General features: G+C 44.6%; 15 protein-coding genes. 12 read left to right on the forward strand and 3 right to left on the reverse strand.

Annotated elements, in window-relative coordinates; all coding sequences use genetic code 11:
* Positions 1-175 precede the first annotated feature (175 nt).
* The 4 genes from fabD to lysM all read left to right on the forward strand — a co-directional run bounded on the left by fabD (position 176) and on the right by lysM (position 2893).
* Positions 176-1162, forward strand: coding sequence for an ACP S-malonyltransferase (fabD, locus tag MWG72_RS09385; RefSeq protein ID WP_247143894.1), 987 nt, complete (start codon positions 176-178; stop codon positions 1160-1162).
* Positions 1159-1893 carry a 3-oxoacyl-ACP reductase FabG gene (fabG, locus tag MWG72_RS09390; RefSeq protein WP_004646100.1) on the forward strand — a complete coding sequence of 245 codons (735 nt, stop codon included), beginning with the start codon at positions 1159-1161 and terminating at the stop codon, positions 1891-1893. The genes fabD and fabG overlap by 4 nt, the downstream gene beginning before the upstream one ends.
* An 83-nt stretch (positions 1894-1976) precedes the next feature.
* Positions 1977-2213, forward strand: coding sequence for an acyl carrier protein (gene acpP, locus MWG72_RS09395; protein WP_004646101.1), 237 nt, complete (start codon positions 1977-1979; stop codon positions 2211-2213).
* A 185-nt stretch (positions 2214-2398) separates the two neighbouring features.
* Positions 2399-2893: a peptidoglycan-binding protein LysM gene (gene lysM / locus MWG72_RS09400; RefSeq protein WP_004279231.1), complete on the forward strand. Its 495-nt coding sequence runs from the start codon at positions 2399-2401 to the stop codon at positions 2891-2893.
* An 87-nt stretch (positions 2894-2980) separates the two neighbouring features.
* Here the strand turns inward: lysM and MWG72_RS09405 are convergent, their stop codons facing one another.
* Positions 2981-3448 (reverse strand): Lrp/AsnC ligand binding domain-containing protein, encoded by a 468-nt coding sequence (locus tag MWG72_RS09405; protein WP_004646102.1) that lies wholly within the window; start codon positions 3446-3448, stop codon positions 2981-2983.
* A 140-nt stretch (positions 3449-3588) separates the two neighbouring features.
* On the opposite strand from MWG72_RS09405, the gene MWG72_RS09410 reads away from it, so the two are divergent.
* The 4 genes from MWG72_RS09410 to MWG72_RS09425 all read left to right on the forward strand — a co-directional run bounded on the left by MWG72_RS09410 (position 3589) and on the right by MWG72_RS09425 (position 8006).
* Positions 3589-4848: a D-amino acid dehydrogenase gene (locus tag MWG72_RS09410; protein WP_164542813.1), complete on the forward strand. Its 1260-nt coding sequence runs from the start codon at positions 3589-3591 to the stop codon at positions 4846-4848.
* Positions 4849-4882: 34 nt separating this feature from the next.
* Entirely contained in the window at positions 4883-5995 is a 1113-nt protein-coding gene (gene alr, locus MWG72_RS09415; protein ID WP_247143895.1) for an alanine racemase, read from the forward strand.
* Positions 5996-6043: 48 nt separating this feature from the next.
* Positions 6044-6409, forward strand: a complete 366-nt coding sequence (locus MWG72_RS09420) for a RidA family protein (protein WP_247143896.1) — start codon at positions 6044-6046, stop codon at positions 6407-6409.
* Positions 6410-6578: 169 nt separating this feature from the next.
* Positions 6579-8006 (forward strand): amino acid permease, encoded by a 1428-nt coding sequence (locus tag MWG72_RS09425; RefSeq protein WP_247143897.1) that lies wholly within the window; start codon positions 6579-6581, stop codon positions 8004-8006.
* A 56-nt stretch (positions 8007-8062) separates the two neighbouring features.
* Here the strand turns inward: MWG72_RS09425 and MWG72_RS09430 are convergent, their stop codons facing one another.
* Together MWG72_RS09430 and MWG72_RS09435 are read right to left on the reverse strand one after the other, a co-directional pair.
* Positions 8063-8515, reverse strand: coding sequence for a CopD family protein (locus tag MWG72_RS09430; protein WP_004279237.1), 453 nt, complete (start codon positions 8513-8515; stop codon positions 8063-8065).
* Between the two features lie 23 nt (positions 8516-8538).
* The gene (locus tag MWG72_RS09435; RefSeq protein ID WP_004730606.1) at positions 8539-9768 is read right to left on the reverse strand and encodes a beta-ketoacyl synthase N-terminal-like domain-containing protein; all 1230 of its coding nucleotides are present in this window, start codon (positions 9766-9768) and stop codon (positions 8539-8541) included.
* Between the two features lie 273 nt (positions 9769-10041).
* Here MWG72_RS09435 and MWG72_RS09440 point away from each other — a divergent pair, with 273 nt between their 5' ends.
* The 4 genes from MWG72_RS09440 to fusA all read left to right on the forward strand — a co-directional run bounded on the left by MWG72_RS09440 (position 10042) and on the right by fusA (position 14972).
* The gene (locus MWG72_RS09440) at positions 10042-11526 is read left to right on the forward strand and encodes an EcsC family protein (RefSeq protein ID WP_247143898.1); all 1485 of its coding nucleotides are present in this window, start codon (positions 10042-10044) and stop codon (positions 11524-11526) included.
* A gap of 156 nt (positions 11527-11682) precedes the next feature.
* Positions 11683-12057 carry a 30S ribosomal protein S12 gene (gene rpsL, locus MWG72_RS09445; RefSeq protein ID WP_002050319.1) on the forward strand — a complete coding sequence of 125 codons (375 nt, stop codon included), beginning with the start codon at positions 11683-11685 and terminating at the stop codon, positions 12055-12057.
* A 180-nt stretch (positions 12058-12237) separates the two neighbouring features.
* Entirely contained in the window at positions 12238-12708 is a 471-nt protein-coding gene (gene rpsG / locus MWG72_RS09450) for a 30S ribosomal protein S7 (RefSeq protein ID WP_004279240.1), read from the forward strand.
* A gap of 128 nt (positions 12709-12836) precedes the next feature.
* Positions 12837-14972, forward strand: a complete 2136-nt coding sequence (gene fusA / locus MWG72_RS09455) for an elongation factor G (RefSeq protein ID WP_247143899.1) — start codon at positions 12837-12839, stop codon at positions 14970-14972.
* The last annotated feature ends 90 nt before the right edge of the window (positions 14973-15062 follow it).

Consider the following 15062-nt stretch of genomic DNA (forward strand, 5'->3'; position numbering starts at 1 on the left):
AGCTCCCTTTTTTTTGTCTTTGATTTTTAGGTGTATCGGTTTTTTGTTGTATTTGGCAATTACCGCCAGCAAAATTACATGCTAAATTGCGCTCCACAATGATTTAGGTGGTCTTATTGGTCAGTCTTCTGGTTAGGATTGAAGAAGCACACCTCTTGAATGAAAGGATTTTATTATGTCTGCTACACCACTCGAACAAGCAGCACCCGCAACGAAAACTGCATTTGTGTTTCCGGGTCAGGGCTCACAGAAAGCCGGTATGCTGGCTGAACTTGCAGAACAGTTTGCGAGTATTCACGAGACATTTGCAGAAGCATCTGAAGCCGTCGGTTTTGATCTGTGGCAGATTGCGCAAACTGGCGAAGGTCTGGATCAAACTGAATTTACCCAGCCAGTATTGCTGACTGCAAGTATTGCCTTATGGCGCGTTTGGTTGGAATCTGGCGGTGTAGCACCGAAATATCTGGCAGGCCATTCACTGGGCGAATACAGTGCATTGGTCGCATCGGGTGCTTTAAGCCTGGGTGATGCTGCGAAGCTGGTGAACTTGCGTGGCAAACTCATGCAGACTGCAGTACCTCAGGGTGTGGGCGCGATGGCTGCCATTTTGGGTCTGGACGATGCCAAAGTGATTGAGCTGTGTGCACAAGCAACTGCAGCAGGAGAAGGTTCTGTCGAAGCGGCGAACTACAATGCGCAAGGGCAGGTTGTCGTTGCAGGCAATAAAGATCGCGTTGAAGCAGTGATGGCATTGGCCAAAGAAAACGGCGGAAAAGCCATTGCATTGCCAGTATCGGTTCCATCGCATTGTTCATTGATGAAACCTGCTGCTGAACAGTTTGCTCCGGCATTGGAACAAACCGCCATTGAGCTACCACGCATTCCTGTATTACAAAATGTAGGCGCGCAAGCGGCAACCAGTGTAGATGAATTGCGTCAGGCGTTGACCGCGCAACTTTATGAGTCGGTACAATGGACTAAAACCTTACAATTCCTTCAAGATGAAGGTGTTGAGTACATCGTAGAATGTGGTCCGGGTAATGTATTGACCAACTTGGCGAAACGCTTGCCGAATATTCAAAAAGCACTTCCACTGGACAGTCAATCTCGTCTGGAAGATGCATTAAACACCGTATTGGCGGCAGAAGGGAAAAGTGCATGACACAGGAACGTAAAGTTGCTCTGGTAACAGGTGCAAGTCGTGGTATTGGTGCTGCGATCGCACAGCAATTGATTCAAGACGGTTATTTTGTCGTAGGTACTGCAACGTCTGAAGCAGGTGCGGAAAAATTATCGGCAGAATTTGCTGAAAATGGCGCTGGAAAAGTACTAGATGTACGTGATGGTGCTGCGATTGATGCGCTGGTAACGGACATCGAACAGAACTATGGTCCAGTCCTTGCGTTGGTCAATAATGCAGGTATTACCAAAGACAATTTGCTGCTGCGTATGTCTGAAGATGACTGGGATGATATTTTAAATATTCACCTGAAAGCAGTTTACCGTTTGTCTAAGCGTGTACTCAAAGGCATGACCAAGGCGCGTTTCGGCCGCATTATCAATATCAGTTCTGTGGTGGCACACTTTGCCAACCCGGGTCAGGCCAATTATTCTGCTGCCAAAGCAGGTATTGAGGCATTTAGCCGTAGCCTTGCCAAAGAAATGGGTAGCCGTCAAATTACCGTAAACTCGGTAGCACCAGGTTTTATTGCGACTGAAATGACTGAACAGCTAAGCGAAGAAATTCGTAAAAAGATGACTGAGCAGGTGGCATTAAACCGTTTAGGTGATCCACAAGATATCGCAAATGCCGTAAGTTTCTTGGCTTCGGATAAAGCCAGTTACATTACTGGTACAGTTATGCATGTAAATGGGGGCTTATACATGAGCTAAGCTCAAGTATAAACTTTCCAAATTTTTTAGATTCAATTAAACTAACGGCATTAAAAACGCCACAAGCAATGAGGAGAATTCCTGTGAGCGATATCGAACAACGTGTTAAGCAAGCAGTTGCAGAACAACTTGGTATCAAAATCGAAGAGATTAAAAACGAAGCGTCTTTCATGGATGACTTAGGTGCAGATTCTCTAGATCTAGTTGAACTTGTTATGTCTTTCGAAAATGACTTCGACATCACGATTCCTGATGAAGATTCTAACGAAATCACAACTGTTCAATCTGCAATTGACTACGTTTCTAAGAAACTAGGTTAATCGCCGATTTCAGCTTTGCTGAACATAAAGACCACCCTTGAGGTGGTTTTTTTGTGTCTGCATTTCACATGAATGGAGGTTTTACAATCCATTACCTTTCTGTCACCAATGACTAACTATCTCTCTAGAGTTTTCATTATAAAAATAAGAGTGATGTGACATTAACAACAAGAATGGAGTCCGCTATGGGTCTTTTTGATTTTGTAAAAGGTATCGGTAAGAAGAATACAGCTGCTGCGGAACCACAGGCTGCACCTACAACGACAACGCCGGCTGCAGCACAACCTGCGGAGCCTTCTGCTCAGGAAGTGGCAAATAAATTACTCGGCCATGTGAAAAGTCTGGGCCTTCCGATCACTGGTTTATCCATCAGTTATAATTCAGCCTCAGATCTGGCGACGGTCAGAGGTCAGGTACAAAGTCAGGCCGATCGTGAAAAGATTGTTCTGGCCGTGGGTAATATTGATCATGTGGCCAAAGTGGATGATCAGCTTACAGTGAGTAGTCCTGAGCCGGAAAGTAAGTTCTACACGGTGAAATCAGGTGACAGTTTGTCAAAAATCTCAAAAGAATTTTATGGTGATGCCAATCAGTATAATAAGATTTTTGAGGCTAATCGTCCGTTACTCAAAGATGCAGATGATATTTTCCCGGGACAGGTGCTCCGCATTCCTGCTTAAGATTTAATAAGTCCAATCAATGTTCGATCTTAAAGCCCCGTTCGGGGCTTTGCTGTTTCTGCCAGTAGCTTTTAAAAGCCATCATTACTAAATACCCAAGTCCAGATATAAACTTTCTTTGACTTCTTCCATCACCACATAACTATGTGAAGATGCAGAAGCGGGTAGTTTTTTCAGTAAATCCCCCAGCAGGCGGCGATAAGCACTCATTTCTTTTAAACGCGCTTTGACCAGATAATCAAAATCACCAGAAATTAAATGGCATTCCAGGACTTCCGGAATCTCAGTCAGATTGCGTGCCACCTGATCAAAGACATCTCCTGATTTGGCGGAGAGTTTAATTTCCAGAAAAACCAGCAGGTTGCGCTCCAGCATTTCCGGATTTAAACGGGCGTAATAGCCCATGATGATGCCTTCACGCTCTAGCCGTTTTACCCGCTCTGAACAGGGTGTGGTCGATAGATTGACGCGTGCTGCAAGTTCGCTAATGGCAATCCGGCCATCGCGTTGCAGGATATCCAGAATCATGCGGTCAATGCGGTCTAATTTGCGCATCAATATTTCCCTCTTTTTTTTAATTCTGCCCGAAAAAATATTTATTTCACTGAATATATAGTCTGAATATAGTGAATTTAACTATTAAAGCAAAAATATACTAGTGAAATAAACTGAAAAGATGTTTGAGGGTTAAGGTAATGCGCGTATTGGTTTTAGGTAGTGGTGTGATTGGTGTGGCAAGCGCTTACTATCTGGCGCAGCAGGGAGCAACCGTGACTGTGTTGGATCGTCAGGCAGGTCCGGCGCAAGAAACCAGCTTCGGTAATGCCGGGCAGATTTCTCCAGGATATTCGACCCCTTGGGCTGCACCAGGTATTCCATTTAAGGCAGTCAAATGGATGTTTCAGCATCATGCACCGTTGGCGATTAATGTCGATGGCAGCTTGTGGCAATTGCAGTGGATGGCACAAATGCTGAAAAACTGTAATGCCCAGCATTATGCAGTCAATAAAGAACGGATGGTGCGTGTGGCTGAATACAGCCGTGACTGTTTACGTAATTTGCGCCGTGATATTGGCATCTCTTATGAAAACCGCGCGAAAGGTACTTTGCAGATTTTCCGTAAAGATGCGCAGCTGGATGCAGTTCAGCGCGATATCGAAGTTCTGAAGGAAACTGGAGTTGAGTTTGAACTGCTGGATCGCGATGGACTGGCGCGTGTAGAACCGGCATTGGCACAGGCAAAAGACAAACTGGTGGGTGGTCTTCATTTACCCAATGATGAAACAGGTGACTGCTATCTGTTTACCAATGCCCTGGCAGAACATGCCAAAGGGATGGGTGTAGAGTTTAAGTTTAATCAAAACGTTGAAAAGCTGATTGTAGAAGGTGACCAGATCAAAGGTGTTCTGGTCAATGGTCAGGTGCTCACGGCAGATAAATATGTGCTGGCCTTTGGTAGTTATTCACGTGATTTCCTTAAACCGCTTGAACTGAATTTGCCGGTATATCCAGTAAAAGGTTATTCATTAACCATTCCTATTCTAGATCCAGCCTTCGCTCCGCAATCTACCGTGCTGGATGAAACCTATAAAATTGCGATTACACGTTTTGACCAGCGCATTCGCGTGGGTGGAATGGCGGAACTGAGCGGTTTTAATTTGGGTCTGAATGAAGACCGTCGCGGCACGCTGGAAATGGTGACCCGTGATTTATTCCCAGGGGGTGACATGAATCAGGCCAGTTTCTGGACAGGCTTGCGTCCAATGACTCCGGACAGTACACCAATTATTGGAAAAACCCGCTTTAAAAACCTGTTCCTGAATACCGGACATGGCACGCTAGGCTGGACCATGGCCTGCGGTTCAGGAAAATTAATCAGCGATCTGGTTTTGGCACGTGATCCTGAAATCAGCACTGAAGGTCTATCATTGGCGCGCTATCACCAAGCTGCCTAAGGCCATCTGAGGCGGAATATTCAAGGAGGAATGTATGCCACGTCCCATTACTGCAATTATCCATCAACAGGCGCTTGCGCATAATTTAAGCGTGGTGCGCCAATGTATGCCCAATAGTCAGGTATTTGCCGTGGTCAAGGCCAATGCCTATGGGCACGGGATTGAACGGGTCTATGCGGCACTTCACGGTGCGGACGGTTTTGCTTTTCTGGATATTGAAGAGGGCACGCGCCTACGTGCGCTGGGATGCAAGAAGCCGTTGCTATTGCTCGAAGGTGTTTTTGCTCTAACGGATTTATTTGAATGTGCGAAGCATGAAATGAGCTTTGCCATTCATTCCTCGCATCAAGTGCAATGGTTGAAACAGTTTGCCGAAATAGTGCCAGATGCACAGTTTGATGTGTTTTTGAAAATGAACAGCGGTATGAACCGTCTGGGTTTTGAGCCACAGCAATATGCAGAGATCTGGCAGGAGCTGCATCAACTAAATAATGTCCGTTCAATCACGCATATGACCCATTTCTCCGATGCGGATGGTGAGCGTTTTGGATTGGATGGAATTGAACATCAACATTTCATTTTTAATAAAACGATTCAGGGGTTTGAAGGTAAAACATCACTCAGCAATAGCGCAGCCATTCTGCGGCATCATCAAACCCTCCATTCCGATATCGTACGTAGCGGCATCATGCTTTATGGTAGTTCGCCAGATTATCCAACACACACGATTCAAGACTGGAATTTGCAACCGAGCATGAGCTTACGCAGTGAAATTATCGCCATTCAAATGATCCAGGCAGGTCAGAGCATTGGCTATGGTTCCAAATTTATTGCCACACAGGATATGCGGATCGGGATTGTGGCCTGTGGTTATGCGGATGGTTATCAACGGTTATCGGCGACCGGTACGCCCGTGCTGGTCGATTCAATCAAAACACAGACATTGGGTCGAATCAGTATGGATATGCTGGCGGTAGACCTGACTGCGCTGCCGCACGCAGATATAGGTAGTGAAGTGGTACTTTGGGGCCAATCTTCCCAAGGTGTGGTTTTGCCGATTGATGAGGTGGCGGCCAGTTCAGGCACCATCGGCTATGAGCTGATGTGTGCGGTGACCGCTCGGGTTCATTTCCAGATTGACGCTTAAATTTTTAGTTTAAATTTTATTTAAATATCCCAAACAAGGAAGATCAGCATGACACAGGACAATACAGCCATTCAGCGACTCAACAGCAATCAAATCATGAGTGCGGTGACGATTCATCATCAAACCGTCTATCTATCAGGTCAGGTGCCAAATAGCACGGATCTGGATGTACGCGGCCAAACACTGGAAGTCTTTGTAAAAATTGAGGAATTGCTTGCATTGGCCAATACTGATAAAAGCCAGCTGCTTTCTGCACAACTGTTCGTGAAAAATCTGAATGATTTTCAAACTGTGAATCAGCTTTGGGTGGAATGGTTACAAGGTCATGGCACGCCGGCACGTGCCACGATTCAGGCAGATTTGGTTAATCCGGACTGGCTGATTGAAATTGCAGTCATTGCAGCTCAAGCTTAATTGAATTTTTGATATTGAAATCTCCCATGCAATGATTTAAGTCGTTTTAGTGCAGTAAATCTCACTGAACAGCGCAGTAAAAAGTATGAAAATATCATAATAAGCGTTCGAGGACTGAACGTTGTAAATTCAGCTTGATGCTGTTGTAAAGATTAAAAAGGATGTAAAAATGAAAACCACCCCGGGCACAGAAGACGTAAAATCGTCGCCGCATGAGTTGCAACGAAAACTCTCTAACCGACATTTGCAGTTAATCGCCATTGGTGGCTGTATCGGTACCGGCCTGTTTATGGGATCGGGAAAAACCATCTCCCTGGCAGGCCCTTCAATTTTGATCATTTATATGATCATTGGTGGCATGTTCTTCTTCCTGATGCGTGCGTTGGGTGAAATGCTGCTATCCAATCTGCATTACAAATCTTTTATTGATATGGCCCATGACCTGATCGGGCCGGGTGCTGGCTATTATATTGGCTGGTCGTACTGGCTGGGTTGGGTGCTGGTAGGGATTGCCGATCTCGCGGCGATTATTAACTATTTGAGTTTCTGGCTGCCCGAAGGCATGGCCTTTACCCCGATGGGGCAGGCGATGATTAGTATTGGCTGTGTGCTGTTTATTCTCGCGATTAACCTAGTCACGGTAAAACTGTTTGGTGAGATTGAATTCTGGTTCGCACTAATCAAGATTTTAGCCATTCTTGGTTTGATCTTTGTCGGTGGTTATATGGTGTTTAGCGGCTTTCAGGCACCGAGTGGCGCCGTCGCCAGCTTTAGTAATGTCTGGGCACATGGTGGTTTATTTCCCAAAGGCTTTACTGGCTTTCTGGCAGGTTTCCAGATTGCCATGTTTGCCTTTGTCGGGGTGGAACTGCTCGGTACGATGGCGGCAGAAACCAAAGATCCAGAAAAGAATTTACCCAAAGCGGTCAATGCCATTCCTACGCGTATCATTCTGTTCTATGTATTGTCATTGCTGATGATCATGTCGGTTACACCATGGCATTTGATTCCTGCGGATCAAAGTCCATTTGTGAGTTTGTTCCTGTATGCCGGTATTCCAACTTCAGCCATTATCATGAACCTGGTGGTATTGTCATCAGTGATGTCCTCTATGAACAGTGGCGTATTCTCGACCAGCCGTATGTTGTTTGGTCTTGCACGTGATGGACAGGCACCTCAAGCTTTGGCGCGGTTATCTAGTCGGGCTGTACCAGCCACGGGGTTGTTTTTCTCCTGTGCTTTTATTATGTTGGGGGCAGCATTTCAGTATTTCGTACCAAACACCATGGAAGCTTTTACTCTGGCAAGTTCGCTGTGTGTGATTCTGTTTATTAGTATCTGGAGCATCATCATGGTGTGCTATATCCGTTATCGTAAGCAGCAACCGCAAAAGCATGCAGCTTCGACCTTTAAGATGCCGGGTGGAGTAGGGATGTCTTATGTGGTATTGGCATTCCTGTTATTCGCCTTGATTATTCTGAGTCTGGAACCCGATACCTTAAAGGCTCTGATGATCAGTCCTTTATGGTTGATTATTCTGGCAGTGACCTATCGTTTGCTGTATAAGCCGCGTATGCGTCAGCGTGGTAATCCTTAAATATTCAGACATAAAAAATCCCCGACTGATCGGGGATTTTTTATTTAGCAGGTGAATTAGAAAGTAGGTTTAACCACGACTAAAATCACCACTGCAAATAAGATCAGGGTTGGCATCTCATTAAAATAACGCCAAAACTTGTGTGACTTGTAATGTGCATTATCAATCAGCTTCTTGCGGTAATAACCACACACCAGATGGTAAATCACCAATAAACCGACCAGGCCGACTTTAAGGTAAAACCATAAGGCTTCATGATAGTGACGCGTTGCATCACCCCAGTCGACCAGAAAGTGCGCCGTAATCAAGGTAGCCAACATGGCTGGCCACATGATGCCACGGTACAGCTTACGTTCCATGACTTCAAAGCGTTGATGACTGACGGCATCTTCGCTCATGGCATGGTAAACATACAGCCGTGGCAAGTAGAACAAAGCCGCGAACCAGCAAACCACTGCAATAATATGTAATGCTTTTACCCACAAGAAAGCATCAGAAGGAGCATCCATCAAGTCACCCTAAATTGGGCAGCTTAGCCTTCCCACTTTTTGAAAATGAGACAAGCATTTACGCCGCCGAAACCGAAACTGTTACTCATCACAGTATTCAATTTTGCGTCACGTTTTTCAAGCACGATATCAAACGGTTTCGCGCCTTCATCCAGCTCGGTCACGTTGATGTTTGGAGCAATAAAGTCATTCTGCATCATCAGAACTGAATAAATCGCTTCCTGAACACCAGCAGCACCAAGACTGTGACCTGTCATTGACTTGGTTGAGCTGAGTGGAGGAACCTGACCTTCACCAAAAGCACGTTCCATTGCTTTAAGTTCTGTGATGTCACCCGCTGGAGTAGAAGTACCATGCGTATTTACATAGTCAATTTTATCGACACCGTGTTGTTTTGCTTCTTCTAAAGCCATTAGTACGCAACGCGTTGCACCTTCACCAGATGGTGCAACCATGTCGGCACCATCCGAGTTGGCTGCATAGCCTACGACTTCGGCAAGAATGTTGGCACCACGCGCTTGCGCATGTTCCAAAGACTCAAGAATCACGAAACCACCACCACCGGCAATCACGAAACCGTCACGGTCTGCAGAATAAGGGCGTGATGCTGTTTCAGGGCTGTCATTGTATTTAGAGCAAAGTGCGCCCATCGCATCAAACAACAAGCTTTGTGACCAGTGATCTTCTTCACCGCCACCCGCCAGCATTAAATCTTGTTTACCGAGTTGAATCAGGTTGTAAGCATAACCAATCGCATCGGCAGAGGTTGCACATGCACTAGTAATGGTATGTGCCACGCCTTGTAATTTGAATGCAACGCCAACGTTAGCCGTAATGGTGTTGGTCATATTACGTGGTACAAAGAAAGGACCGACTTTACGTGCACCTTTGGTTTGCAATAATTCGTTCATTTCAATAACGGAAGCAGTTGAACCGCCACCTGAACCACCCGCAATACCATAGCGTGGGTTGCCAGCTAGATCTTCAACTTTTAAACCTGCATGTTCAACTGCAGCAAGGGCTGAGTTATATGCATACATCGCACATACGCCCATAAAGCGTTTCAGTTTTCGGTCGATCCCGTCGAAATCCTGCTCGGCTGCAGCACTAACATGACTTTTGAAATTGAGTTCAGCATAAGTCGGATTAAAACGTGTTCCTGAAATCCCGTTTTGTAAAGAATGGTTTACATCCTCTAATGTATTACCAATACATGAGTTAATACCCATGCCAGTGATGACAACACGTTTCATCTACAGATCCTTATAGTTTGCTCTATGCTCAGCGGCAGATATCTGGGTTTTAAAATCGCCCAATCCAGCGCTTAGCCTTATTTCATGATGGGGAACATGATAGCAGAAAGACTTTTGAAATCTTATGGCAAATGTTATGCCGTGTGACAGTCGGTTGAGTTTGTGAGTCGGCATGTAGGGGTTTTACTAAATGAAACAGAATAAAGTTGAGATAAACGCTGACTACACCTAGTATTTATACCAAATACAAGCACATGAATGCTGAGGTAAAAAATGGTAAATGCTAATAATAAACAATCTAATGGTCTGATTTCGAATGCCTTTGGAGTGGCGAAAAAGTTCAGTTCAACCGGATTGGATTTGTTGAATCATGTTGCGCCGGATTCGGTGACTAAAGCGCTGAAGCCTTCTAACTCCGATCAGGTGATTGACGGTTCGGCGAAGACGAAAAGCGCTTTTTCAGCTAAAAAATATGATAATCCTCAGCAAATGCTTCGCGAGCATCTTCCAAATGTCTCTCGTCAACTTCTCGGGCGCCGCTTTAATACCGTGAATAATGTCGCGCATTTTGTTTCTCCAGACTTAACCGAAAAAGTGTCTAACTACTTTTATGACCGTCTGAATCAATTCAGTAATCAAACCAGTTCGGTGGATGCCATTCTGAATGAAGCGGGAGCGAAAGATTTAGAGGAATTGACTCAGGATGTTGATCGATCCAAGCGAATTTCACAGGCTTTAGGTGAACAAAACAAATGGATTGCAACGGTGCAGGGTGCAGTGAGTGGTGCTTCAGGAATGCTTGGTACTGCCATTGATATTCCAGCCTCTTTGCTCATGGCATTGCGTACCATCTATCAAGTCGGTCGCTCTTATGGTTTTGACCTGAGTAAAGAAGATGATCAGGAAATCGTTCAGCATATCTTTAGACAGATTGACCTGAGCCTGATTGCGGAAAAACAGACCTTATTATTAGGTTTAAAAGCTTTAAGTAATACACTTAAAACTCATGATATCTCGCAGTTACAAGCCATGCTAGGTTCTGATAATGATGTCAGCGCCATCAAGCAATGGTTAAGTCGTCATGAGGGAGAGGCTAAATGGGAATGGATGAATCATCTGCCAAAAATTTCGATTCTGGAGCGATTAACCAAACTGACGCCTCTGGCAAGTGCTGGTATTGGGGCTGTATATAGCCATCGTTTTGTCGAGGATGTAAATCAGAAAGCTCAGGAAGCATTCTCGCATGCACGCCAATACCTGATTCAGCATCAGGATTCGCAATTGTCTCCTTATGCTGCCTATGAAAAAGCAGTTAGTTTGTTGCAACAGGCAACTCCGAAACTCTTAAATGGTGCCTCTCACGAAGTTGAGCCTGCGAAAGATAATCTGATCATGGATAAAGATATTGCGATCGAAGGCAATAACACGATTACCCAAGTCAAGCTGGTCAAAAAAGAGCAGAATGATCTAAGCTCTGAAGAAGCAGAAGTGAAGAAAGATGAAAAGGTGAGTGAAGGGCTAGAAGCGCTCAACGATGAGTTGGTTGAACCTGCGGCAGACAAGCAGTCGCAACAACCGGCTTTATCCAAAACTTCATTTGATCCGGAAATCGAAGCTGAACTGCATCCAGAAGCTGCTGACGAGGCGGAAGCTGCTACAGAGACTTCACAGCAGGGTGCAGAGGATCAAGAAAACTCGGAAACTAAATCTGAAGCTCAAGACGTGACCAAAAAAGCTGGTAAAAATTCAAAAAAATAAGCGAATTTTGAAGGTAAATAAAAGCAAGCAAATGTCGTGAGAAACGGCATTTGCTTGGCTTGAGTAGGTTGACCAATTTTGCATCTTGAATTACAATTGCATGCCCTCAAAAAGTAGTAGTTTTTTGGGGCTTTTTATTAACGGGAGAATTGCCAAATGGCAACAACAAATCAGTTGATCCGCAAGGGTCGTACGACTTTAGTTGAAAAATCTAAAGTTCCTGCGTTGAAGGCTTGTCCACAGCGCCGTGGTGTTTGTACACGTGTTTACACAACTACACCTAAAAAACCTAACTCAGCAATGCGTAAAGTTTGCCGTGTTCGCTTAACTTCAGGTTTCGAAGTTTCTAGCTACATCGGTGGTGAAGGCCATAACCTACAAGAGCACAGTGTTGTTCTTATCCGTGGTGGTCGTGTTAAAGACTTACCAGGTGTACGTTACCATACCGTTCGTGGTTCTTTAGACTGTGCTGGTGTTAAAGATCGTAACCAGTCTCGTTCTAAATACGGTACTAAACGTCCTAAGAAATAATTCGTTAAGAATTAAATTTTAAGAACGTAGAACCGCAATCCTTTATCGTCTCGCTTGTCTGATTTCTGCATTAATTTTGTGAAAATTCCAAGCGACGTATAGTAAGGCCAGCGAGTAGTACATGACACTTTGTACTCATGCTGGATAAACCTGAAGTGTCATCTTTATAGGTAGTTTAAAATGCCAAGACGTCGCGTAGTCGCTGCTCGTGAAATCCTTCCGGATCCTAAGTTCAGCAGCCAAACAATCGCTAAATTCATGAACCACGTAATGCAAGATGGTAAAAAATCTATTGCTGAAAGTATCGTTTACGGTGCTTTAGACCGCGTTCAAGAAAAATCTAAAGTAGACCCAGTTGAATTTTTCGAGACTACTCTTGAAAAAGTTCGTCCTATGGTCGAAGTAAAAGCACGCCGTGTTGGTGGTGCTACATACCAAGTTCCTATGGAAGTACGCCCATCCCGTCGTACTGCTCTAGCGATGCGTTGGTTAGTAGATGCTGCTGCTAAGCGTTCTGAAAAAACTATGGCTTTACGTCTTGCTGGCGAGTTGCTTGATGCATCTGAAGGCAAAGGCGCTGCGGTTAAGAAACGTGAAGATGTGCACCGTATGGCTGAAGCCAACAAAGCCTTCTCTCACTACCGTTTCTAAGCAGATAAAACAGGCCCTATTCAGGAGGGTGACAAGACCGTCATGGTTTTGTCACCAAAGCGCTTTAAGTTGCTATGCAGCTTAAAGCGTCCTGTTTTAAACAACAAAATTTAGGAATGCTAGAAATCATGGCACGTCAAACCCCAATTTCTCGTTATCGTAACATTGGTATTTCTGCGCACATTGATGCGGGTAAAACCACAACTACAGAACGTATTTTGTTCTACACAGGTGTATCTCACAAAATTGGTGAAGTACACGATGGTGCAGCAACAATGGACTGGATGGAGCAAGAGCAAGAACGTGGTATTACCATTACTTCTGCTGCTACGACTACATTCTGGTCAGGTATGTCTAAACAGTTCCCTGAACACCGTATCAACGTAATTGATACACCGGGACACGTTGACTTCACAATTGAAGTTGAACGTTCTATGCGTGTTCTTGATGGTGCGTGTATGGTTTACTGTGCTGTAGGTGGTGTACAACCTCAGTCTGAAACTGTATGGCGTCAAGCGAACAAATACCAAGTGCCTCGTTTAGCATTCGTGAACAAGATGGACCGTACTGGTGCCAACTTCTTCCGTGTTGTTGAACAAATGAAAACACGTTTAGGTGCATCTCCAGTACCTGTAGTAATCCCTGTTGGCGCTGAAGAAAACTTCCAAGGCGTAATCGACTTGATCGAAATGAAAGCGATCATTTGGGACGAAGCTTCACAAGGTATGAAGTTTGAATACGGTGAAATCCCGGCTGAACTTCAAGAAACTGCTGAAGAATGGCGTACAAACATGGTTGAAGCTGCTGCTGAAGCTTCTGAAGAGTTAATGGATGAATACCTGAACAATGGCGATTTGACTAAAGAACAAATCGTTGCTGGTCTACGTGTCCAAACTTTGGCTTGTCAAATTCAACCAATGCTTTGTGGTACAGCATTCAAAAACAAAGGTGTTCAACGTATGTTGGACGCAGTAATTGAATTCTTACCGTCGCCTACAGAAGTTAAAGCGATTGAAGGTGTTCTTGACGATAAGGCTGAAACTAAAGCGATTCGTGAAGCATCTGACGAAGCTCCGTTCTCTGCACTTGCGTTCAAAATCATGAACGACAAATTCGTAGGTAACTTAACTTTCGTACGTGTTTACTCTGGTGTTCTTAAACAAGGTGATTCTGTTTATAACCCAGTTAAATCTAAACGTGAACGTATCGGCCGTATCGTGCAAATGCACGCGAACGATCGTCAAGACGTTGAAGAAATTCGTGCGGGTGATATCGCTGCGTGTGTAGGTCTTAAAGACGTAACTACAGGTGATACACTTTGTGATGAGAAAAATGTCATCACACTTGAGCGTATGGAATTCCCAGAGCCAGTAATTGCATTGGCTGTTGAACCAAAAACTAAAGCTGACCAAGAAAAAATGTCAGTTGCTTTAGGTCGCTTGGCGAAAGAAGATCCATCATTCCGCGTTCGTACAGACGAAGAATCTGGTCAAACGATTATTGCTGGTATGGGTGAGCTTCACCTTGACATTATTGTTGACCGTATGAAGCGTGAATTCGGTGTTGAAGCGAACATTGGTAAGCCAATGGTTTCTTACCGTGAAACGATCAAAAAGTCTGTTGAGCAAGAAGGTAAATTCGTACGTCAAACTGGTGGTAAAGGTAAATTCGGTCACGTATACGTACGTTTAGAGCCGATGGATCCTGAATCTGAAAAAGATTACGAATTCGTTGAAGAAGTTGTAGGTGGTGTTGTACCTAAAGAATTCTTCGGTGCGGTTGACAAAGGTATTCAAGAACGTATGAAGAATGGCGTTTTGGCTGGCTACCCAGTAGTTGGCATTAAAGCGACATTGTTTGATGGTTCTTACCATGACGTCGACTCTGACGAATTGTCGTTCAAAATGGCGGGTTCTTATGCCTTCCGTGATGGTTTCATGAAAGCGGATCCTATCCTTCTTGAACCGATCATGAAAGTTGAAGTAGAAACTCCAGAAGACTACATGGGCGATATCATGGGTGACTTAAACCGTCGTCGTGGTATGGTTCAGGGTATGGACGATTTACCTGGTGGTACTAAAGCAATTAAAGCTGAAGTTCCACTTGCTGAGATGTTTGGTTACGCGACTCAAATGCGTTCTATGTCTCAAGGCCGTGCAACATACTCTATGGAATTTGCTAAATATGCTGAAACTCCACGTAACGTGGCTGAAGGCATCATTTCTAAATTCCAGTCTGGCGGTAAAAAAGGTGACGACGAGTAATCTTTCGATTACTATAAGCCCAAACTAATTCATAGTTAAACCCAAGTGCTCATGCAGTGATCCTGCATGAGTAGTTTAAAAAGGAAGATC

Source organism: Acinetobacter lwoffii (assembly GCF_022967985.1).
GTDB lineage: Bacteria > Pseudomonadota > Gammaproteobacteria > Pseudomonadales > Moraxellaceae > Acinetobacter.

Coding starts and splice junctions, on each gene's coding strand:
- MWG72_RS09440 (WP_247143898.1), top strand. CDS start 10,042: ATGGTAAATGCTAATAATAAACAATCTAATGGTCTGATTTCGAATGCC.
- MWG72_RS09425 (WP_247143897.1), top strand. CDS start 6,579: ATGAAAACCACCCCGGGCACAGAAGACGTAAAATCGTCGCCGCATGAG.
- lysM (WP_004279231.1), top strand. CDS start 2,399: ATGGGTCTTTTTGATTTTGTAAAAGGTATCGGTAAGAAGAATACAGCT.
- fusA (WP_247143899.1), top strand. CDS start 12,837: ATGGCACGTCAAACCCCAATTTCTCGTTATCGTAACATTGGTATTTCT.
- rpsL (WP_002050319.1), top strand. CDS start 11,683: ATGGCAACAACAAATCAGTTGATCCGCAAGGGTCGTACGACTTTAGTT.
- MWG72_RS09435 (WP_004730606.1), bottom strand. CDS start 9,768: ATGAAACGTGTTGTCATCACTGGCATGGGTATTAACTCATGTATTGGT.
- alr (WP_247143895.1), top strand. CDS start 4,883: ATGCCACGTCCCATTACTGCAATTATCCATCAACAGGCGCTTGCGCAT.
- fabD (WP_247143894.1), top strand. CDS start 176: ATGTCTGCTACACCACTCGAACAAGCAGCACCCGCAACGAAAACTGCA.
- fabG (WP_004646100.1), top strand. CDS start 1,159: ATGACACAGGAACGTAAAGTTGCTCTGGTAACAGGTGCAAGTCGTGGT.
- MWG72_RS09420 (WP_247143896.1), top strand. CDS start 6,044: ATGACACAGGACAATACAGCCATTCAGCGACTCAACAGCAATCAAATC.
- MWG72_RS09405 (WP_004646102.1), bottom strand. CDS start 3,448: ATGCGCAAATTAGACCGCATTGACCGCATGATTCTGGATATCCTGCAA.
- MWG72_RS09430 (WP_004279237.1), bottom strand. CDS start 8,515: ATGGATGCTCCTTCTGATGCTTTCTTGTGGGTAAAAGCATTACATATT.
- rpsG (WP_004279240.1), top strand. CDS start 12,238: ATGCCAAGACGTCGCGTAGTCGCTGCTCGTGAAATCCTTCCGGATCCT.
- MWG72_RS09410 (WP_164542813.1), top strand. CDS start 3,589: ATGCGCGTATTGGTTTTAGGTAGTGGTGTGATTGGTGTGGCAAGCGCT.